This is a genomic window from Vibrio sp. Vb0888 (assembly GCF_033338835.1).
In the GTDB taxonomy this organism is placed as follows: domain Bacteria; phylum Pseudomonadota; class Gammaproteobacteria; order Enterobacterales; family Vibrionaceae; genus Vibrio; species Vibrio alginolyticus.
In genome coordinates, this window is the sequence record NZ_JAWOTL010000001.1 from 23997 (window position 1) to 44216 (window position 20220).

The 20220-nt window shown below is 45.5% G+C and carries 18 protein-coding genes; 6 read left to right on the top strand and 12 right to left on the bottom strand.

What is annotated here, in order from left to right; translation table 11 throughout:
* Positions 1-14 precede the first annotated feature (14 nt).
* Complete coding sequence (locus R7P72_RS00120; RefSeq protein WP_005376058.1) at positions 15-455, bottom strand: DUF4174 domain-containing protein; 441 nt, start codon at positions 453-455, stop codon at positions 15-17.
* A gap of 119 nt (positions 456-574) precedes the next feature.
* Between R7P72_RS00120 and R7P72_RS00125 the strand changes: the two genes are divergently transcribed.
* Positions 575-1063 (top strand): NYN domain-containing protein, encoded by a 489-nt coding sequence (locus R7P72_RS00125; protein WP_005376059.1) that lies wholly within the window; start codon positions 575-577, stop codon positions 1061-1063.
* Between the two features lie 85 nt (positions 1064-1148).
* Here R7P72_RS00125 and R7P72_RS00130 read toward each other — a convergent pair whose 3' ends face one another.
* A complete protein-coding gene (locus R7P72_RS00130) occupies positions 1149-2480 on the bottom strand; it encodes an anaerobic C4-dicarboxylate transporter (RefSeq protein WP_005376060.1) in 1332 nt (443 codons plus the stop codon).
* Positions 2481-2899: 419 nt separating this feature from the next.
* On the opposite strand from R7P72_RS00130, the gene R7P72_RS00135 reads away from it, so the two are divergent.
* On the top strand, positions 2900-3637 hold the full coding sequence (locus tag R7P72_RS00135; protein ID WP_005376062.1) for a siderophore ferric iron reductase: 738 nt from the start codon (positions 2900-2902) through the stop codon (positions 3635-3637).
* Between the two features lie 89 nt (positions 3638-3726).
* Positions 3727-5898 (top strand): TonB-dependent receptor, encoded by a 2172-nt coding sequence (locus R7P72_RS00140; RefSeq protein WP_005376064.1) that lies wholly within the window; start codon positions 3727-3729, stop codon positions 5896-5898.
* A 49-nt stretch (positions 5899-5947) separates the two neighbouring features.
* Here R7P72_RS00140 and R7P72_RS00145 read toward each other — a convergent pair whose 3' ends face one another.
* The gene (locus R7P72_RS00145) at positions 5948-6139 is read right to left on the bottom strand and encodes a DUF2986 domain-containing protein (RefSeq protein ID WP_005376066.1); all 192 of its coding nucleotides are present in this window, start codon (positions 6137-6139) and stop codon (positions 5948-5950) included.
* Between the two features lie 136 nt (positions 6140-6275).
* Here R7P72_RS00145 and R7P72_RS00150 point away from each other — a divergent pair, with 136 nt between their 5' ends.
* Together R7P72_RS00150 and R7P72_RS00155 are read left to right on the top strand one after the other, a co-directional pair.
* Entirely contained in the window at positions 6276-6785 is a 510-nt protein-coding gene (locus tag R7P72_RS00150; RefSeq protein WP_005376068.1) for a GNAT family N-acetyltransferase, read from the top strand.
* 14 nt (positions 6786-6799) lie between these two features.
* Positions 6800-7189, top strand: a complete 390-nt coding sequence (locus R7P72_RS00155; RefSeq protein ID WP_005376070.1) for a nitrous oxide-stimulated promoter family protein — start codon at positions 6800-6802, stop codon at positions 7187-7189.
* Positions 7190-7247: 58 nt separating this feature from the next.
* Here the strand turns inward: R7P72_RS00155 and R7P72_RS00160 are convergent, their stop codons facing one another.
* Both R7P72_RS00160 and trxC read right to left on the bottom strand, forming a co-directional pair.
* Positions 7248-8408, bottom strand: a complete 1161-nt coding sequence (locus R7P72_RS00160) for an MFS transporter (RefSeq protein ID WP_005376072.1) — start codon at positions 8406-8408, stop codon at positions 7248-7250.
* A gap of 176 nt (positions 8409-8584) precedes the next feature.
* On the bottom strand, positions 8585-9019 hold the full coding sequence (gene trxC / locus R7P72_RS00165) for a thioredoxin TrxC (RefSeq protein WP_005376074.1): 435 nt from the start codon (positions 9017-9019) through the stop codon (positions 8585-8587).
* Positions 9020-9181: 162 nt separating this feature from the next.
* Here trxC and R7P72_RS00170 point away from each other — a divergent pair, with 162 nt between their 5' ends.
* A complete protein-coding gene (locus R7P72_RS00170; RefSeq protein WP_053349917.1) occupies positions 9182-10276 on the top strand; it encodes a ketoacyl-ACP synthase III in 1095 nt (364 codons plus the stop codon).
* An 86-nt stretch (positions 10277-10362) separates the two neighbouring features.
* On the opposite strand, the gene R7P72_RS00175 is transcribed toward R7P72_RS00170, so the two are convergent.
* The 7 genes from R7P72_RS00175 to uhpA all read right to left on the bottom strand — a co-directional run bounded on the left by R7P72_RS00175 (position 10363) and on the right by uhpA (position 20088).
* The gene (locus R7P72_RS00175; RefSeq protein ID WP_213906873.1) at positions 10363-11688 is read right to left on the bottom strand and encodes a DUF1501 domain-containing protein; all 1326 of its coding nucleotides are present in this window, start codon (positions 11686-11688) and stop codon (positions 10363-10365) included.
* Between the two features lie 9 nt (positions 11689-11697).
* Entirely contained in the window at positions 11698-13266 is a 1569-nt protein-coding gene (locus tag R7P72_RS00180; protein ID WP_005376079.1) for a DUF1800 family protein, read from the bottom strand.
* 407 nt (positions 13267-13673) lie between these two features.
* Positions 13674-14936, bottom strand: coding sequence for a hydroxymethylglutaryl-CoA reductase (locus R7P72_RS00185; RefSeq protein ID WP_005376082.1), 1263 nt, complete (start codon positions 14934-14936; stop codon positions 13674-13676).
* Positions 14937-15288: 352 nt separating this feature from the next.
* On the bottom strand, positions 15289-16506 hold the full coding sequence (manA, locus tag R7P72_RS00190; protein WP_005376084.1) for a mannose-6-phosphate isomerase, class I: 1218 nt from the start codon (positions 16504-16506) through the stop codon (positions 15289-15291).
* Positions 16507-16630: 124 nt separating this feature from the next.
* On the bottom strand, positions 16631-17971 hold the full coding sequence (locus R7P72_RS00195) for an MFS transporter (RefSeq protein ID WP_005376086.1): 1341 nt from the start codon (positions 17969-17971) through the stop codon (positions 16631-16633).
* A 6-nt stretch (positions 17972-17977) separates the two neighbouring features.
* A complete protein-coding gene (gene uhpB, locus R7P72_RS00200; protein WP_213906871.1) occupies positions 17978-19480 on the bottom strand; it encodes a signal transduction histidine-protein kinase/phosphatase UhpB in 1503 nt (500 codons plus the stop codon).
* On the bottom strand, positions 19480-20088 hold the full coding sequence (gene uhpA, locus R7P72_RS00205) for a transcriptional regulator UhpA (protein WP_005376090.1): 609 nt from the start codon (positions 20086-20088) through the stop codon (positions 19480-19482). Before uhpA ends, uhpB begins: the two co-directional genes overlap by 1 nt.
* Positions 20089-20220 lie beyond the last annotated feature (132 nt).

Sequence of the window (20220 nt, forward strand, 5' to 3'; positions counted from 1 at the left end):
CTGCTCAGAAGTGACTATATTTTACAGGGGCTTTGTTGCCTCTGCATTTCTTGCTTACGCATAGGCATTTGATCAATGAGGTTGTTGATAAACGGCCAGTCTGTTTCTGCGCCCCAACGGTGCTTTTCTAGACCATCTTTACCAAGCAAAATAGCGGTATGAGAACCTTTTTCGACCTCATAAAGACGAGCTAGCATTTTTAGGTCGAACTCTTCTTTAAGCCAAGCAGGAAAAGTATAACCTTGTTCTGTAATGACCAGCGTGACGACATCTCTGTCTTCCAACTCACACTCATTCATAAGTGTTTCTAGCAAGAATTGTTTGACGTATTCATCATTTTCTGGCGCAAAGTAGAGCACACTTCTATGTGGCCAGTATTTGGAGTGCGCTGGATAACCAAATGCTGTCGATGACAAGATACAAGAAAGCAGTATCACTAGTAACTTTCCGCCCATGACAGTTCCCCTAGAAACCCAAATAACTTTTTATACGTTAAGTTTAGTGGAATTGGCTCATTGTGCTTTTTCCAAAACTGGCATAGGGTAGGCAGCAAATAAATTGAGCGTAGAAATAGATGAGTTCGGAAAGCAAACAAAAAATCGCCATTTTGGTTGATGTACAGAATGTGTATTACACCTGTCGCGAAGCGTATCGAAGCAATTTTGATTACAACCAGTTTTGGTATGTTGCCACACAAGGGAAAGAGGTGGTAAGTGCTCGTGCTTATGCTATTGCGAGCAATGATCCCAAGCAACGTCAGTTCCACCATATTCTTCGGGGTGTTGGCTTTGAGGTGATGCTTAAACCCTACATCCAGCGTCGTGATGGTAGCTCGAAAGGCGATTGGGATGTGGGTATTACTCTCGATGCAATTGAAATTGCTCCCGAAGTTGAGGAAGTGATTCTAGTTTCGGGAGATGGAGACTTTAGTCTGCTAGTAGAGAGAATTCAGCAGCGCTTCAATAACACGGTGACCGTTTATGGTGTACCTAAGCTAACATCCCAAACTCTGATTGATTGTGCCGACAATTTTGTCGCGATTGATGACGATTTCTTGCTGTAGTAATAGTGCAATAAAGAAAGGCGAGTCACTCAGGCTGTACGAAACGTACAATGACTCGCCTCTAATTTATCGTTGATTTGGCTAGTTACGAAGGAATGATCATTTGCCCTAGCAAGTAACCCAAGCAACACGCACCAATCACGCCGATTAAGCCCACAGACATGAATGAGTGGTTGAAGTACCACTTACCAATCTTAGTTGTGCCCGAGGTATCGAAGTTCACAGTCGCGATATCTGAAGGGTAGTTTGGAATAAAGAAGTAGCCGTATACCGCTGGCATCAAGCCGATAAGCAGCGCAGGTTCCAAACCTAAGCCGAGACCAACAGGCAGCATCATGCGAGCCGTTGCAGCTTGAGAGTTCACCACAACCGACACAATGAATAACGCAAGCGCGAATGTCCAAGGGTAGTTGGTTACCATCTCTACGATGCCGGATTTAAATTGAGGCATAGCGTACTGGAAGTAGGTATCTGACATCCATGCAATACCGAAGATAGCAATCGCCGCCACCATACCAGATTTAAATACCACCCCATTTGGTACGTCACGCGGGTCAGTTTTGGTCGCAAGCAAAATGATACCGCCGAAGCAGAGCATCATCATTTGAATCACAACTGCCATGCTGATTGGCTTCGAGCCATCTACGATGGTACGAATGTCTGGCCACATCGCGATAACGACGATAACCAAGATAGAAGCAATGAACAGCAATACAGAGTTACGAGCACTTGTTGGTAGTACTTCATCAAGAGACGTTGCAGTTGTGTTGAGGATCTTTTCGCGCCACACAGGATCTTTCAAACGCTCTTGGTATTCTTCATCGTCGTCTAGCTCTTTACCACGCTTTAGGCTGTAAAGTGACATCAACAACGTACCGAATAAGGTTGCAGGTACAGTAACGAGCAGAATTGAGAGCAGAGTGATCTCGTGTTGAATGTCGGAGAGTTGCGCCAAGTAGTAAACCACTGCTGCTGAAATTGGCGAGGCTGTGATTGCGATTTGAGACGCGACAGAAGCGGCAGCCATAGGACGCTCTGGACGAATGCCATTTTTAAGTGCAACGTCGCCAATGATTGGCATGATAGAGTAAACCGCGTGACCTGTACCAAGTAGGAAGGTCATAAAGTAAGTCACGAACGGAGCAATAAGGGTGACGCGTTTTGGGTTCTTACGAAGCACACGCTCGGCAACTTGCAGCATGTATTTCAAACCGCCAGCGGCTTCAAGAATGGAAGCACATGTTACCACCGCTAAAATGATCAACATAACGGTGACAGGAGGAGAGGTTGGCGGCATCTTAAAGATGAAGACTTCAATCACCAAGCCAATTCCGGATACGACCCCAAGGCCGATACCACCATAACGTGAGCCGATATACAGCATCACGAGCAAAAATAGAAACTCAAGATACAACATGTGGATTTCCTTATTCAAAACAGAGGGCTACATAGCCAAATTACCTCTTTGTATTGTCTCGATATTCAGAAAGAAAATACTTCATGTTGTTCACAATCCGCTGGATAAGAAACAGCAATATTCAATTATTGGCAATAACTCACGCTACACAGGGAAACTGTTAACACAGTTTTATCAGGGTGTTTTTATGCTGTGTATTTTTGCGATCATGTGAGCGTTAAATGCGAAGAGGTTTAAGAGTTTGTTGCTATTCATCGCATACGTAACCAGACCTTACAGCTTCACAGAACTCGGAAATACATTCATAACTAACCCTAAGAGTGCTTCTTTGTTATGAAAACGCAAAGGATAATAGTTTGCATTGCGATTGGTGCTTGGGTATAAAGGTGTCAGAATGACTACACCAACAATAAGCCATCATGTCTGAGCAATTTTTCCCGCAACTGTTTCAAACTTCGAGTGAGATTACACCTTACCTACACGGTGATATCGGCGAGATAGGGCAAGAAGCTATCCATATCGAGAATGATATCAACCCGATCATCCAAGGCCTTTACCAGCAAATCTCGGAGGCTCATCCGGAAGCGGGAAAAGCATATTGGTTGACAAGAACGTGGGATTTACTTTGTTGGCAGCCAGTTTATGTCGCATTCATCTCTATTTACGGTTACCACACGTTGCCAAACATTCGCGAGATAGCGCAGCACCTCAAACCTTGTTTTGTTTCTGGGTACCGATTCGCCGACGAAGCGCATATACATGGCGAGCCAGAAGCGTTGATAAAAGAGGCGGGGCGTCAAATCCGAGAACTGTTCGACTTCTATCAACAAGAGATGAGTCAATGGACACGCATTCGTCCTGGCTTCACCCATCAATTGATGTCGGACGGAATCATGGCTTGTTTAATTCGTCTCCAACAGCGCTTTCCGCAAATGACTAACTCGACACTTCAGGAGCATGCGGTCTTGTGGCTAAGCGCAATGGGTTTGGATGTTGATAATAGCCGCTCACTTCATGAGACGGAATCAGATCAGTCGCTAAAGTTAGTAAGAAAAAGTTGTTGTTTAGTCTATAAGTGTGAAGGCAGAAAGCTTTGTGCAGATTGTCCTCGTTTAGAGGAAAATCGACAGCTTATGAGCAAGAAGGTTCTTAATTAACATTTATTTAACTTGTGTAACAGTGCTCGATTTGAGAGTGAGAATAAGTATCATTGCATGCTCTTGTTGACAACAAAAAGATAAATACAATGATGAAAAGGACGTTTTCTTTCAATCTCATCGTACTTGCGATGAGCAGTGGATACGCAGTTAGCTCAATAGCAGCAGAAGATCTTCAACAAACATCGACTCCAAGCGATGAGCAATTGGTTGTTGTAGGCAGTGTGATGCCGAAATCGATCTCCGATATTCCAGGAACGGTTTGGTTTGTTGGCCAAGAAGAGATTGCTCAGCAATATCGTGCGGGCAAGACACTGGGTGATATTCTTTCTGCAACCATCCCTTCTTTAGACGTCGGCACCGGTGGTCGAACTAACTATGGTCAGAACCTTCGCGGTAGAGCAATGTTGGTAATGATTGATGGTGTCTCGTTACAGTCTTCTCGCCCGATTAGTCGTCAGTTAGACGCAATAGACCCATTCAACATCGAGCGAATTGAAGTACTATCTGGTGCAACCTCCATTTATGGTGCAGGCGCTACTGGTGGTGTTATTAACATTATCACCAAGAAAGCGTACTCGGATGACTTGTCGTTTGAATCCTACGTGAGTGGCACTACAGGCTTTAATAGCAGCGATGACTTTGATTACAAACTCGCTCAGTCTATCTCGGGTGGTAATGAGCGAATTACCGCTAGAGGTTCGGTTGTGTACACCGAGACACAAGGTGCATTTGACGCAAATGGCGACATTGTCACCCCAGACATTTCACAGGGCTCTTTGCAGTATAATTCAACGCTCGATGTTATGGGATCGACCGAGATTCAAATCTCCGATGCCAGCAAGTTAAACCTTGTCGCACAATACTATGACAGCCAGCAAGACTCGCCATACGGTTTGTACATTGTTAACAATAAATTTGTTGATGTACGAGAGGGGTTCGATTCCGACCGTGAACATGGTACAGAGCGAGTTCTCTTAAGTGCGAACTACGCTCACGACAGCGTATTCGGTCATCAACTGATAGGCGAGTTATCTTACCGTAGTGAAGACCAAACCTTTACTCCTTATTACCAAAGTGCCTCTCAACAAAAAACAGAAGTTTTTGCTGGGCGCTTAGCGTTAGCTAAAAGCTGGGAGTCGTTCAAACTTGTTTATGGTGTCGATGCGTACTTAGACCGTTTTGAAAGTAACCAGGCTCTGTTCGATCCAACCATTGCGAACAGCTCTGGGAACTTAATTAATCGAACCTATGCCGAAGTGGGGCGTTACCCAGATGTTGATGTGGCGTCTTACGCAATGTTTGTCCAAGGGGATTACCAAATCAATCAAGATTGGTCAGTACAAGCAGGCTACCGCTACCAATACATGGACAATAAGATTGATGATTTTGTTGCCTATAGTATACAAAAGAAGATCGCATCGGGTAATGGTGTATCAGCGGATGCGGTACCAGGTGGCAGCACTGACTACTCTGTGAGCTTATTTAATTTGGGCACCATTTATCAGCTTAACGATGAATCTCAGCTTTGGGCGAACTTCTCTCAAGGTTTCGAACTCGCTGATCCTGCAAAGTACTACGGCCAAGGTAGCTACGATGCCGCGGATGCAAATGGTCACTACGCGTTGAACAATAGCATTAATGTATCTGACTCAAAAATGTCGGGCATCAAAACGGACAGCTATGAAATTGGTTACCGATTAGATACGGATACTGTCGCACTGCAAGCGGCGGGTTACTATTCGGTTTCGGATAACTCAATCAAGTATGACAAGAAGACGCTCCTAATCACCAATGTTGATGACGAGCAACGTGTATACGGTGCCGAAGCAAACATTAACTACTGGGTAAACCGTGATATTTTGTTAGGTGCATCAGGTCACTATGTGGTTTCTGAGCTTAAAACCAACGGTAAGTGGGAAGATCTAAGCGCGGGTAAAGCAAGTACATCAAAAGCGAACGCGTGGGCGGCTTACTATCAGGATGGCTATTCAGTACGTTTACAAAGCCAGACGATGTTTGATTACGAAGATGACGCAAACAATAAACTAGATGGATACACTACGTTTGATCTTCTTGGTAACGTAACACTACCTATCGGGCAGTTAGGTTTTGGTATTCAAAACCTATTTGACGAAGACTACACAACCGCTTGGGGACAACGTGCGCAGATTCTTTATGCAGCACACTACGATGCTGCAGCGTACGACTACAAAGGAAGAGGTCGCACATTCACACTGAACTACAGTGTCGAATACTAAAGCTAACTATCTCCGAATATCAAAAAAGCCGCTTGAAGCGGCTTTTCTTTTAGGCTTGATCTGTCTGCGCTGTGTCTACAACGTTTTCCGTGTGTTCTGAAGCTTGGTTTTGTTCTTCAGCTTCCATTTTCGCGCGTTCAGCTTTGGAGATATAACGCGGCTTATTGCTCTTATGTAGCTTAGCGTTATGCTTCTTCTGCTTCGCTTTCAAGATCTGATTGATTTTCTTCTTGCGGTTCATGGTGGTGGTCCTTTAATTTAGCGAGGCAGGATAGTTACTTTTTTATCAAGTTACAACTAAATAAGCGCCGGTATCGGTCGCAAAATTCAAGTACGTTCCTATGTCCAATCATCTATCGCGTTTTAATGGAGCCCAAATGAAAACACTGTACACCGAACGTTTGATACTGCGTCTTGTGAGTGTAGATGATGCACCATTTATACTAAAACTTTATAACCACCCAGACTTCTACCGTTTTGTCGGAGACAAACAAATTCGTACCGAATATGAAGCGGCGCGTTACATAAAAGAAAACATGCTACGCATGCAACAAATTAAAGGCGTGAGTTTACTCGTTGTAGAGAAGAAAGAAGATGGGCAACCCATCGGGATTTGTGGGTTGGTTAAACGTGACACATTACAACACTATGATCTCGGATATGGATTTTTACCTTCCGCTTATGGCTTCGGCTACGGAACGGAGTCTGCAACCGCAGTGCTGGAATACGCTAGAGAGGAAATGAAACTCGATAATTTGGTTGCCATCACCAACAATGACAATATTCGTAGTATAAGTTTGCTCAAAAAACTGGGCTTTGAGTTTGAACGAGTTGAGCAGCAATATGATAATGGCCGCACGTTAGAACTTTACACAATGATGTTGTGATTTTTGGATAGCGCATGAGCGATATTTTACTTGGCAAACTCGCCACTGAATTTAAGACAGTAAAAGCCATGGTAGAGGTTTACTGTCATGACCATCATGGAACAAAACGTGACTTATGCTCAGAATGTAGTGAGCTGCTTGAATACGCAGAAGTGCGCCTCGACCGCTGTCCTTATGGAGAGAATAAACCGACGTGTAATAAATGTCCGATTCACTGCTACAAACCAGAGCCGAAAGAACAAATGCGTTTGGTCATGCGTTACTCTGGCCCCAGAATGTTACTGAAACATCCCATCTTGGCGGTTCGTCATTTGCTTCATGAAAAGCGCATGGTACCGGAAAAGCCTGCAGCGAACGCGTCAAACCGTCACAAGCGTTTATCTAAACAAAAATGCGAAGAATAAAAAAACGAGGGCGACATGCCCTCGTTTTCGTTGAGCTCGTTGAGTAGAAGCGGCGTGATTAGAGGTCAGCGGCCATACGCTGCTTGGTTTTGCTCGCAGCAAGTAGCATGTATACGCCAGTCGCAACCAAAGCGGCAAACAAGTAGCCTAGCAAGCCGTGTTCTTGGCCCATAAATTTATCAGCGACAACAGGACCAGCAACAGAGCCGATGCTGTAGCTAAACAGCATGACTTGTGTCGCAGAGACAATAAAGCGTTCATCAAGTCCTTCGCAACCTAAGTTGATTGCAATCGGGTACAAGGCAAAAGTAGCTGCACCTAAAAAGAATAATGCAGCAGCCAATACCACGGCTGACGAGGAAATAAACGTCATACCGATCGAAAAAATACCCAAAATACAGAAAAACGCCATTAGCACTGTGCGGCTCATGTATTTGTTTAACGCGGTCACCATTGGTTGAACTAGCATGCCACCTAGAATCACTAGCGCCATCAATGTACCAATGTCTTGATGGCTAATTTTACGGTTAGTTAACTCAACTGGCATTAATCCGTAGATCGCACCTAAGGTCAAACCTGAAACAACACAACCAATAATTGCTGCATGGTTTAGTTTGGCAATTTGCTTAAATGATAAAGCGGTTGATTCATGGCTGTTTGGCTGCTCACACTCAATGAACATTAGCACCAGCATCGCCATTAGGATCAACGTCGTGATCGCAATAAACGGAACGCCGCCACTTACGCCAAGCACGCCAATACCAAACTGGCCTAATGCTGAACCACCATAAAGCGATAGCATGTACAAGCTCAAACGTCTCGCACGCGATGCTTCGTCTCCAGACATTAGCCAAGATTCAACAATGACAAAAACACCAGCAACCGCGATACCCGCAATAAAGCGAGCGGCAAGCCACATCAATCCGTTAGCAAACACGGGTAGTGTGACGATAGTTAGCGAAAATACGGCCAAGCAACCAATAAACGCGTTACGGTGACCAACTTGACGTACGATACGTTCAATAAAAATAGCACCGGTTAATAAGCCGCCATAAAACACACTCGCCAACCAACTCGCGTAATCTGCTGAGATGTTGTATTCACCGAGCATGAGAGGGATCAAGCTCATTAAATAGCCCGAAGCCACCGCATAAAGAGACAGTGCGACGACTGGAACTGTAACTCGTGGTGATGCTGCAGGAACGACTGTGTTTTCCACTGTTTTGCGCCTATAAGTTAAATGAAATCTGAGGGTTATTCGGCGCGAATATGAGGCTAATAGTTAGGCAAGTAAAATGATAAATTTAAGTCGTTTCGACAAATAATATTTGTTAACTAGATAGGTTGATAAGTTGCATAAAAACGCCAACCTACAAACAAGGTTGGCGTGGAAGATTATTTAGTAAGTGCTTGATTTAACCATTGATCGAATTGAGTTTTAGGTAACGCACCATTGATCATATCAACGCGTTGACCATTCTTGAAAACCATAATGGTAGGAATACTGCGAATACCAAATTGCGCCGCAAGTTGTTGTTGAGCTTCGGTATCAATCTTAACAAAACGAGCTGTTCCGGCTTGCTCATGAGCAACATCAGAGAAAACAGGAGCAAAACCAACGCACGGGTTGCACCATGGGGCCCAAAAATCTACTACAACAGGCATATCACTTTGTAATAGAGCAGAAAAGTTATCTTGTGTACCTTCGATAGGCGAGCCGTCTAAAAGTGCACTTTTACATTTACCGCAAGTTGCAGATTCGGCAACGCGCTCATTAGGGACACGATTTAGACCGCCGCACGAAGGGCAGCGAGTTTTAAACGATGACATGACTTCTTCCTTTATTACGTATTGATGAAAACATGACTTACCAGTCAGCCTCATTATTTGTATACTTATTTTTTAACCTGCCGAAATAACGCAGCGCAGGTTTGTATTTGAGCCTAAGGTTCTAAGAAATTTTATTAAAATACAACAATAAATAGGTCTGCGATGACAAATTACTACGCTGAAATTACAGGTTGGGGGAAATGTGTTCCGCCAGCCGTGCTCTCTAACGATGATCTTAGCACTTTCCTCGATACTTCCGATGAGTGGATTCGTACCCGCACTGGTATCGAAAACCGCCGTATTAGTCATGTAAACACGTCAGACATGGCGACCGTTGCTGCTAAACATGCATTAGCTCGAGCAGGCGTCGATGCAACAGACGTGGATTTAATCATTGTGGCGACTTGTTCACCAGATTCATTGATTCCAAATATCGCGTCTAAGGTACAGCAGAACCTAGGTATTCGTGCAGCCGCTGCCTTTGACTTAAATGCCGCATGTACGGGATTTGTCTATGGCCTAGAAACGGGCACACGTTTGATTCAATCAGGTAACTATCGTAACGCGATCATTATTGGTGCGGAAAGATTGTCTTTCTACATCGATTGGGCAATGCGAGATACCGCTGTTCTATTTGGTGATGGTGCGGGCGCCGTTGTGTTATCAAGAACGGAAAAAGAAACGGGTTTACTACAGTCTCAAATCGGTTGTGACGCAAAAGGCCGCGATATTCTGTCCGTACCAAAGTTTGGTACTTGTATGGATCGCTTTGCGGAAGACAACGGTTACTGGGATTTCAACTTTGTAGGACAAGAAATTTTCAAACGTGCAGTAAAAGGCATGGGGCTAGCTGCGAAAACCGTACTGAAAGCATCACAGTTAACGACGGAACAAATCGATGTTGTGATTCCGCATCAAGCGAATATTCGTATTATTCAAACCTTGTGTGACCTGTCTGGAATTCCACACGACAAAGCGTTTGTTAACATTCAAAACTATGGCAATACTTCAGCTGCGACGGTGCCAATTGCATTGTGTGAAGCGGTAGAGCAAGGTCGAGTTAACCCAGGTGATAATATGCTTCTTGCTGCATTTGGTGCAGGTTTGACATGGGGTGCGGCAGTATTGAAATGGGGTGACCGCGTAACGCCAGTTTCTGAAAGTGATGCGGTTCTGCCTGAATGTGAGCAATCCGCGTTAGAATTACTTGAGCGTGCCATTAAGCTGTGTAACGAACGCCGTCGCGACGAGGTGTAACGGACACTCTGCAAACATAAGATGAGTAAGGGAGCGCGAGGCTCCCTTATTTGATGATGCGTTCTACAGCTAACCTGAAAAATATCTTAAGCCATAAAACCCAGGTTTGAATGAGTAAAATTACGGATGTTCGGGAAGACGTATTCCAGTGCAGCGTTATCACTCACGCCCATCCACTGCGCTAGTGTTGAACCAACTTGATCAGCGGCAATTTTGGGTATGAGTCGGCCTTGAGAGTAATCATCGTTTCCGCCCAGTATTAGTTCCGGCCATGTACCGATAGGTTGTTTCCCATTTACCGCGCCTCCAATTAATAGTTGATGGCCACCCCAGCCATGATCGGTACCATTTCCGTTGCTCATCATCCGTCGACCGAAGTCAGACATAGTGAAAGAGGTGACTTGCTTGTTTAGCCCTAACCGTTCGACCGCACGATACATTGCTAAAAGGTTTGTCGCGAGATCCTCAAGTAACACTGGATGACGTGTCAGTTGCGAATCGTGCAGGTCATACCCAGAGTGTTTAACGAAAAAGACTTGTCGTTGCTGCTTCAGGACATCTTGGCTTGCTATCAATTTGTACACGGTTTGCATCTGCTTGCCGAGCGTCGATGACGTAAACAGCGGCTCGTCAGCAATGTGGTTGAGTTGCTCGCTCAGTACACTACTCATTACCATCGACTCATCAACCATCAAATTAAAATGACCATTAAATGGATTGTCAGTTTGATGAGAGAGAAGGCGATCATAGATCCCCTTGTATAGCGGGTTATCAATCGCGGTAAGCTGAACTGCGCGATCTTTTTTCAGGACGGTTTGGCGGTGTTCCATTGCCCGTAACCAAAGCGAGTTGCCATGCACACTGTATAGCGGTGTTATTTCTGATTCAGAGTTTAATACATCCAACAGTCTGCCAGCCCAACCAAGATTTTTAGACTCGCTCATTCCACCAAGTAACCAAGCGTCTGTTTGAGAATTATGAGAAAACAGTTGCTCGGGAAGTGATGCTTCACCTTGCTCAATAGCTTGTTTGGTGACGGGATGGTTGAGAATGCCACTATTGAGCACGATGCTGGCATCGCCTTGTTCGAAAACGGAAGTTAACGCATTTAACTTTGGGTGTAAGCCGAGCTTCACTGGGTGATTTGAGCTATCGACAGCACTTAAATTGATAGGGAGTATGTCTTCTTTGGCGACAGAGAGTGGCCCTCTGACTTTGGAATATTGACGATAGTGCGCCTCCGATAATGGCAGTATGGTGTTGAATGCATCGTTTCCGCCTGCTAAATACACACATATTAATGCTCGAAAGTCATTGGATGGCGCTGCGAGAGAGTAACCTGGCAGACTAAGAGAGGCTAGTGCGCCCATCGATAGCGTGCTTTGTATAAAATGTCGTCGTGAAATATCCATAATTCACTCCTAATCCTGAATATAGAATTCGTCGCCAGAAATGGCGGTAAATATCACTAGAGCGAGTTTTGTTGTTGGCACATAGTCCCCACGATAATCATTCAGGGCGGTGAGCATGAGCTCTTTCAATTCAGCAGAAGCCGTTCCAGCAAAGAAACGCTCGTTAACCAATTCGACTAAGGCACGGTGATCGTCCAGAAGAAGATAAAACTCGTTAAGATCGAAGTGGTAGGAATCACCACCTCCTCTACGAGTGCTGGTTAACATATAGTTGACCAAATCGGTATAAACAGACCAATTGAGAAGTTCATACTCTGGCGAGTTAATACCAGACTCCGTAAACTCGTTAGACGGCTGATAGTCTGGAGAGTAAAAATTAAACACGGAAGGAGAACGAAGCGGCCCTTGATTAGCGATGTTCATCATCGTTGTTGCGTCTTCGTAACGTGATCCTTTAATCGTAAAACCTGATGCTCGATGAAAATTAGTCAGGACCAGTATCGGTTCTTTCACTTTTATAGGCGGGGTATCCGTCATCCCTAATGCTTCAGGGTCGAGCAATATGGCTCGAACAACGGCGGTTAGATCGCCTTTTTCTCCTTCCCCATTGTTGTTAAATATCGTAGCAACACGCGCGACGTACTCTGGGCTTGGATTTGAACTGACCAAACGTTGGATAAGTAACTTTGAAACAAATGGAGCAACATTTGGGTGAGACATCAACATATCAATCACTTTTGAAAGCTCTTCTTGTGCGGTTAGACCCGGTGGGATCACGTTCCCTAGAAATCGCTTCTCGCCGGTGTCGTGTCTTTGACTGATAACTCGCATCGGTTTCACGAATGCGATGTCGGAATTTTTCCATCCAGTTAATGCTCGCGCGAGCTCTTGAATATCAGTTTGATTGTACGTGGGGATAGGTTTGCCTGTTGCGTGGTTTAGCTTTTTACTGCCATCTAAATTGAGTTCATACAAACCGATAGTGAATAACTGCATTAACTCTCGAGCAAAGTTCTCATCGGGAAGCGTTCCTGTCGCACTATTTTCTTTTGCACTACCGAGCATAGATAAATAGCTCCCCATGACTGGATGGATGGAAACGTCATACAACAGGTCTCGGTAGTTGCCAAACGCATGCTCAACCAACAGATCGTAGTAATTCACTAACCCTGTAGGTTTGCTGGAAAGAACGCCGCCATAACGAGAAACGACTACGATCTGACTCAATGCATAAGCCGTTCGCTGTCTGAGCTGATCTTCAGCAGTAACAACAATCTGATACCAAGCATTTTCTCGGTTTGACTGTAGGCCTTTAGAAAAAGGCGTTTGATAAAGTGGTTGATGGTAGGTTGCTGGCAGGTTGATTTGTTTCTGTATCCAATCCTCTAACCCGTTTTCCCTAACCTCATTAATTAACGCAGGTGTTGGTCCAAAAGAGGTTTGATAGAGAAAACGCGCAACGGTTTGATCGGATGGGGATTGCTGTATTTGTGCTGATACATTAGACACATGGCTCAGCAATAAGATAGCCAATCCTAGTACCCAAGCAGAGATTTTATTTAGCTTCTGACGTCTCATAGTTAACTCGCTTACCCGAAGTAACGATTTAAGTCCATTTAACGGGAGTTATTAAGCTCTTTTGAGCTGTTTAGTAAATTTATGAAAATCAAGCAGCTGCATAGGCGAGTATAGTAGCTATAAGTGGTGAACAAAAAACTCAAACGATGAATTTGGTACTATAGTGCTAGAAGTTTTTGATGCTGTTTTTTCTAAGATACTGATATTAAATATGGCCAATGAAGAGTAACAAGCAGAGATATCGCAATGGATATATAAGGGGGACAGCTAAAGTACTGTTAACAAGAGATTGGTATGTTTGTTAAGGCTTAAGTTAGTTTCAAGAAATTATTGAGCCAATAAATAAAGTCCATGGGTTTGCACAAGAGAAAACCACACGGATGTTCTCTTGTACAAAGCAACAAAGGTTATTTTCGGGCAAGCTTATGGTGAGCACGAGAAAAGTGATCGGCACAAAATGCGCCCACAATCGAGAGTTCGCCAGCCAGACAAAGCGAAGCTGCGACTTCGGCTAACGCTTTCGCATTGCCGTTGCCGTGCAAACCCAAAATATCCAAACATGCTTTTTGCGTTGGAAGGCCAGTACCACCGCCAACCGTTCCCACCATGATGTTTGGCAAGGTCACGCACGCGTACAAGTTGCCTTGAGCGTCCACATCCATACGAGTGATTCCAATGGCAGACTCTGCAACGCAAGCGGCATCTTGACCACAAGCAATGTAAAGCGCGGCAAGGGCATTTGCGTAATGCGCGTTGACGCCAATTGTCCCGCTGAGTAAACCACCCACCGTGGTCATTTTGCCAAATTGAACCATAGACTCCGGCGTCGTATGCAGATATTTTTCCACCAACTCAGCAGGAATGGTCACTTCGGCGGATACTTTCTTACCGCGTACCGAGCGCAGTGTGTGTGCGTTTGGTTTTTTGTCGCCTGATAAGTTGCCATCCAAGAATGCTTGAGTTGGTTTGATTGGGCTGGTCGCCAAAATATGATGGAACACTTCGTTTGTTGCGATGGTCACCATGTTTTGTCCGGAAGCGTCACCAGTCACGTATTCAAAGACCAAATAAACATGGTTTCCTTCGATATTTACATTGATGTCTTTGAGTTTGCCATGTGAGGTGGTGGATTCCGCAATTTGACGAAATACGTCAAACTGGGTCACAACCCAACTGACGAACTGGCCGGCGTCAGCAAGGTGATTAAAGGCGAACACTGGCGTTCGGCTCACCCCTTCACTCAGCAACAATGCGCTCGCGCCACCAGCGGCGGTAATAAGATTTGCGCCACGGTTGTAGGAAGCGACTAACGCGGCTTCTGTCGTTGCGAGCGGAACCAAAAAGTCATCGTTCGCATACAAGCCGTTGACGCGCAAAGGGCCTGCAATGCCGACCGGCACATTAACAGTACCAATGAAGTGCTCGATGTTGTTGGAGTAAGCATCGCAATGTGACTGCGTGAAAGGATCAAGGAGATGATCTTTATTGGTCACGTGTTCCAATACTTGCCAACGGCGCGCCAAATGCTTATCCGACAGGCCAGGGCTTAAGCAGAGACGTTTCTCTGGCTTGTGAAACTTCGGTTCTAATGCCGATTGAATCTTACTGCTGGTTTCGATATCGGAAAGGGCGGAGCTTTGAACAGGGTTATCTTGGTTTAACTTCGGCATACAAACGTTAACTGAAAAATCGAACCAGAGATTGTAGTGATTGAGGCTTTGATTACAACGTTGATTATACGTTTTGCAACAAATACCACTGTGCAAGCGCCTTTATTATCCAAGTGATTTGATATTGGAGCGACGAATTTACCGGACATAAATGGGTTTTGACAATGAATGTTGCAGTAAATGGCAGATCCGGGAGGTTATGCCTCTTAGAGAAACTGGCCTGTAGGTGTTTGGATTCGACAAGGTGTAAGCATGAGTGCCTTAAAAGCGGAATGGTTCAATCTATGAAAGGAATAAATTGTCTAACCCAGTCCCTTGGGTCAGACGTTAGTTTGAATCAGTTATTCAAAAACTAGTTGAAGGCGCGAGCCACACGTCCCGCACTTTGAATACGGTAATGACCAACGTAAGCAGGAACAAATACAGATTGTCCTTTCGAGGCAGTTAACGTCTCACCGTTATCACTGATGAGTGTCAGGTCGGCATCAATCGCCATCAAAATCTCTGCGCTATTGGCATCAACCACTTCATTGTTCGGTTGGTTAAGAATGCTGAAACTAAAGTCTGCCACTGGAACGGGGTAAAGGCTCTGGCAACCATTGGCATTGGGTTTTAGGACAAGGCTGTGAAACGGCTTAGGCACAAAGTCTGTGCATTTAACCAGTTCTTCAACATCCATATGTTTCTGCGTGAGTCCTGCACGCAAAACGTTATCTGAGTTCGCCATGATCTCTAATCCCGTACCTTTAATGTAAGCGTGTGGCGTTCTTGCGCTCAGGAACATGGCTTCGCCAGGTTGCAGCGTGATGACATTCAACAGTAATGGCGCAAACAAGCCGACATCGCCAGGGTATTGAGTGGATAGATCCAAGATGAGCTGGAAAACGTCGTTGTTAGTACCTTGCTCTGATTGGTCTGAAGCTTGGGCAAGAAGCTGTTTCAGTGCACGCTCTTTTGTTTCGCCTTCCATGGTCAGAATGTGCACAAAGAAATCGCGTAAACCTTGTGAGTTGATTTCGCGTTTGAATGCATCTAGCGGTGTGCGTAGCTCATTGATATCGCAAAGGCCAAATGCCTCAATAATCTCGTCATACGAACGAAAACCGTTCATGGCTTGGTAACTTGTCAGCGCGTACACCAACTCAGGTTTATGGTTTGGATCCTTGTAGTTACGATGGCTTGCGTTTAGTGGGATCCCGGCACTTTGTTCTTTTTCGAAGCCTATTTCGGCATCTTGTTTGCTTGGGTGAACTTGAATCGACAGTGCATGTTCGGCCGCTAAGATCTTAAACAGAAAGGGCAGGTCGCCAAATTTCGCTGCGGTTTCTGCTGATAAGTAAGCGGGTTGGTTTTGTTTGATCAGTTCAGACAAAGGCAGCGTGTTTTGCTCAACCTGAACTTCAGAGCAGCCGTTTGGGTGAGTACCCATCCATACTTCTGCTTGAGGCTCATTCGTTTCGTTAGAAAAGCCAAACAAATCGTGAATAGAAGAGGTGCTTCCCCAGGCGTAGTTTTGGATTTTGTTGTTCATTTGAAAGAAGCTATGCGATGAAATAGTGTTCAAATTCATGAATTTTTCCCATAGTTAACCCTCCGAACTGAATCGGAAGAAAAATTGAGCAGAGATACGTTAAATAAGGAGGGCGAGCGCGGTTAGGTCACTCGCCAATTTGCCCTAAGGGCGATAAGTCGATTTACAACCGAGGCTTTGGTTCGAGTGGTTTTCGTGATGGCTGCGCTTGCAAAAATGGCAGCAACAAAAGGCCAATGACGGCTGCACAAACTGAAATGGTGATGAAGAAACCCGTCCAATGATATTCTTCAAGAATTAACGCCAGTGGATAACCAGACAATGCTGCGCCCATGTAGGCGAACAAGCCCACGAATCCTGTTGCCGCGCCGGCAGAATCTTTGTGAGAGCACTCCGCCGCCGCCATACCGATCAGCATTTGTGGTCCAAAGACAAAGAAGCCGATGGAGAACAATCCCGCCGCTTGGAATGCAAAGTTGGTCAGAGGCATCAGCCAAAGCGCAGAGACAGATAAGAAAATCCCAATCGCGAACAGCAAGTTCATTGGCCCACGGTTACCGCCAAAGAGTTTGTCTGAGCCCCAACCCGCAACCAATGAACCAACAAAACCGCCGATTTCAAACATAGACAGAGCAGCGTTGGCGTTAATCAGGCTATAGTGATGCTGCTCGGTCAAGTACAGGTTTCCCCAGTCATTGATTGCGGTACGAACGATGTAAACCAACACATAACTGAACGCGAGCAGCCAGATGTATTTGTTGTTAAATACGTACGATTTCAGAATTTCGCGGTAGGTGAGGCCACGTCCGTAATTTTCTTGCGCAAGTTCTAGTGCGTCGTTGCGCCATTGACCGACACTTGGTAAACCCATTGTTGTGGGTTTGTCGCGCAATCGCCAACAAACGAATAGACCGAGCAATACCCCGATGATGCCGGGTAGAATAAAACCTTCACGCCAGCTGTAGTGCAACGTCAAATAGCCCACCAAAATAGGGATCAGCGCGCCACCAACGTTGTGTGCGGTGTTCCAAATCGCCCATAAGAAGCCACGCTCGGAACGTGAATACCAAGTGGTTAACAGCTTGGAGCATGAAGGCCAGCCCCAGCCTTGGAACCACGCGTTTAAGATCCACAGAGTAATGAAAGCCGCGAGTGAGCTAGAAAAACCGAACGCGATATTGACCAGACCTGTCGCAATCAATCCTAATCCCATGAAATAACGAGGATTAGAGCGATCCGAAATCGTGCCAGAAATAAACTTCGAACAGCCGTAAGTAATGTAGAAAAGTGTACCGATAAGACCCAAATCGCCTTTATCTAAGCCAAGATCGGTAATCATCGCTGGTGCGGCGTAGTTAAAGGTCTTACGGGTAAAATAGAAACCTGCGTAGCCGATGTACATCCCCAACATAATGTGCAAACGCCAATGGTGGTAACGCTGGTCGATTTGCTCGTTGCTCAGGCTCGGTTGAGTAAATTTAGGTGAACGTAAAAATCCAAACATCTTGAGTTACACCTTAGGTAAAGTAATGCTGATTTGTGTGCCGATCACTTGATCGCTGGTGGAGTAGATAACCATTTTTCCACCTAACGCGTGCACACGTTCTTGCATGCCGCGAACGCCCATGCCTTTCATGCTGTCCTGAACTTTGAATCCGACACCATCATCGTGAATCATCAGTGACACCGCAGCTTCTCCAATTGTCAGTTCAATATTGATCAACTGCGCTTCTGCGTACTTGGCAGCGTTATTTAATGACTCTTGGCATAAACGGAATAGGGTTACTTTGAGTGTGTCACTCAGGCTGGTGTAATCGCCTTGCCAGTTCAGTTGAACAGTCGTTCCGTGATTGGCGAATTCCATCTCTCGCGTCAGTTGCTCGACGGATTCTTTTAAGTCCAAATCATCCAGCATTTTGGGTCTTAGTTTGCTCAACAGTCGCTTAGTGGTGTCGTACACGTTGAGAGAAAGTCCCTCAATGGTATCTGCGCAATGTGCGCTCATTTCTGCGTTATCGATGCGCTTGATGATGTTGGCTTGAGTACGGATAGCGGTAATGTTCTGGCCGATTTCGTCATGCAGTTCGCGGGCAATGTCGCGTCTTACCGATTCTTCCGCTTCGATAAGTTGACGAGACAGGTTTTGATTGCGGGATAGCTCGCCACGCAGTTTGTGGTTGAGATCTTTTTGTTTCTGAACCCCTAAACCGAGCATAATGCCAGTAATGGTTTGCGCCGAGAGAGATAATAACAAATCGGTGATTTCTAGATTCGATACGCCGCTACGAGCCGCAATCAGCGCTATGCTGTTGAGCATGGTGGCGAGCAGAGCACCTTGCCAACCGTAACGCAGAGCAAGCACGATGATTGGAATCGCCATACAAAACGGCGCAAATCGTTTTAGCTCTTCAGGCAAACTGGTTTGCACCAAAATACTGCCGATCAAAAGCAGTGCATAAAGCACGATATGACGCACCTGAAATACAACGGCATTGCTAAGTAGGAGAGAGCTAAGCGGAGACCAACGACTTTGGAACAAATAGCTCCACAACAGGTAGCACATAGGCACCACGAGCAAGCCTCCAGAAATGCTAGCCAGCCATACCATGTAAACAGGAGGCACGTGAAATCCGACCGCCATTACGTTGATGAAGGCGGTAATGATGATTACAACGCCCATGACGGCAAAGTGGCGGTTTTGGTCACCGTAGTAGTATTTTTTCGCAATCAGTGTGACCGGGATGCTCGCAACACTGGCGATCAGCACTGTGAGCCATTGAGGTTGCTCTAATAGGGTCGCAAGTGCAATCGTCAGCGCCCATTCTGATACGTAGATTGTTGGCCAGTACGCGGTGCGAGTGTGCAGCGCAATCCCCAATCGTAAGGCGAATGGGAAAAGCAGAATGGCGAGCTCTGGATCGTTGACAAAGTAGTAGGCGATCACCCACAAACAGAACCAAGCACAGGCCATAACAAACAGACCACAAATCGTTGTGACAGAATAGGCTCGCATTAAAAGGACTCTTGAGAAAATAGTTTGGCGAGCTCAACGTTGTTTTTCACGCCGAGTTTGTCGATGGCATTCGCACGATGCACATGCACGGTCTTGTGGCTCAAGCCAAGCTCTGCCGCGACAGACTTTACATCCAACCCGGTCGCAAGTAGCTGACATACCTCGTTTTCACGTTTTGTCAGTTGGCATAGAGAGGTGGTGTTGTCGCTAGGCGTTGCAAGTTTAAGTGCAATATCTGATGTGAGGTAACAGCCACCAGAAGCACTGGTTCTCACGGCTTGAATAAGTTCGTCTGGGCTACAGCGTTTACTAAGATAGCCTTTTGCTCCTAGCTTTAGTGATTTTTCCACCATCGCAGGGGAGTCATGCACGCTAAGCATCACGCAGGCAATGCCAGTTGGTATTTCGCTGAGAAAGTTTAAGCCGCTTTCATCTGGCATGGAAATATCTAGGATGACGACGTGTGGGTGTACTGCAGGCAACCCTTTTCGCGCTTCGGCGACAGAGCCGAATTCACCAACAACGGTAATATCACTTTCTAAATTTAATAATTGTGCGAAACCCGAACGCACGATGACGTGATCATCAACTAGAGCAACATGAATCATTATTACAACCAAATAGAGCAGACGACTAACAACAATAAGCTCCAACAGGAGCCAATAGAAAAACCTTTAATGATACTGAATTGATCAACTCATTTTAATGATCTTGCGCGCTTTACCGAAGTAAAGCGCGCA

Coding starts and splice junctions, on each gene's coding strand:
- R7P72_RS00155 (WP_005376070.1), top strand. CDS start 6,800: ATGAGCGATATTTTACTTGGCAAACTCGCCACTGAATTTAAGACAGTA.
- uhpB (WP_213906871.1), bottom strand. CDS start 19,480: ATGCGAGCCTATTCTGTCACAACGATTTGTGGTCTGTTTGTTATGGCC.
- R7P72_RS00150 (WP_005376068.1), top strand. CDS start 6,276: ATGAAAACACTGTACACCGAACGTTTGATACTGCGTCTTGTGAGTGTA.
- R7P72_RS00125 (WP_005376059.1), top strand. CDS start 575: ATGAGTTCGGAAAGCAAACAAAAAATCGCCATTTTGGTTGATGTACAG.
- R7P72_RS00180 (WP_005376079.1), bottom strand. CDS start 13,266: ATGAGACGTCAGAAGCTAAATAAAATCTCTGCTTGGGTACTAGGATTG.
- R7P72_RS00195 (WP_005376086.1), bottom strand. CDS start 17,971: ATGTTTGGATTTTTACGTTCACCTAAATTTACTCAACCGAGCCTGAGC.
- trxC (WP_005376074.1), bottom strand. CDS start 9,019: ATGTCATCGTTTAAAACTCGCTGCCCTTCGTGCGGCGGTCTAAATCGT.
- manA (WP_005376084.1), bottom strand. CDS start 16,506: ATGAATTTGAACACTATTTCATCGCATAGCTTCTTTCAAATGAACAAC.
- R7P72_RS00135 (WP_005376062.1), top strand. CDS start 2,900: ATGTCTGAGCAATTTTTCCCGCAACTGTTTCAAACTTCGAGTGAGATT.
- R7P72_RS00170 (WP_053349917.1), top strand. CDS start 9,182: ATGACAAATTACTACGCTGAAATTACAGGTTGGGGGAAATGTGTTCCG.
- R7P72_RS00175 (WP_213906873.1), bottom strand. CDS start 11,688: ATGGATATTTCACGACGACATTTTATACAAAGCACGCTATCGATGGGC.
- uhpA (WP_005376090.1), bottom strand. CDS start 20,088: ATGATTCATGTTGCTCTAGTTGATGATCACGTCATCGTGCGTTCGGGT.
- R7P72_RS00140 (WP_005376064.1), top strand. CDS start 3,727: ATGATGAAAAGGACGTTTTCTTTCAATCTCATCGTACTTGCGATGAGC.
- R7P72_RS00120 (WP_005376058.1), bottom strand. CDS start 455: ATGGGCGGAAAGTTACTAGTGATACTGCTTTCTTGTATCTTGTCATCG.
- R7P72_RS00130 (WP_005376060.1), bottom strand. CDS start 2,480: ATGTTGTATCTTGAGTTTCTATTTTTGCTCGTGATGCTGTATATCGGC.
- R7P72_RS00145 (WP_005376066.1), bottom strand. CDS start 6,139: ATGAACCGCAAGAAGAAAATCAATCAGATCTTGAAAGCGAAGCAGAAG.
- R7P72_RS00185 (WP_005376082.1), bottom strand. CDS start 14,936: ATGCCGAAGTTAAACCAAGATAACCCTGTTCAAAGCTCCGCCCTTTCC.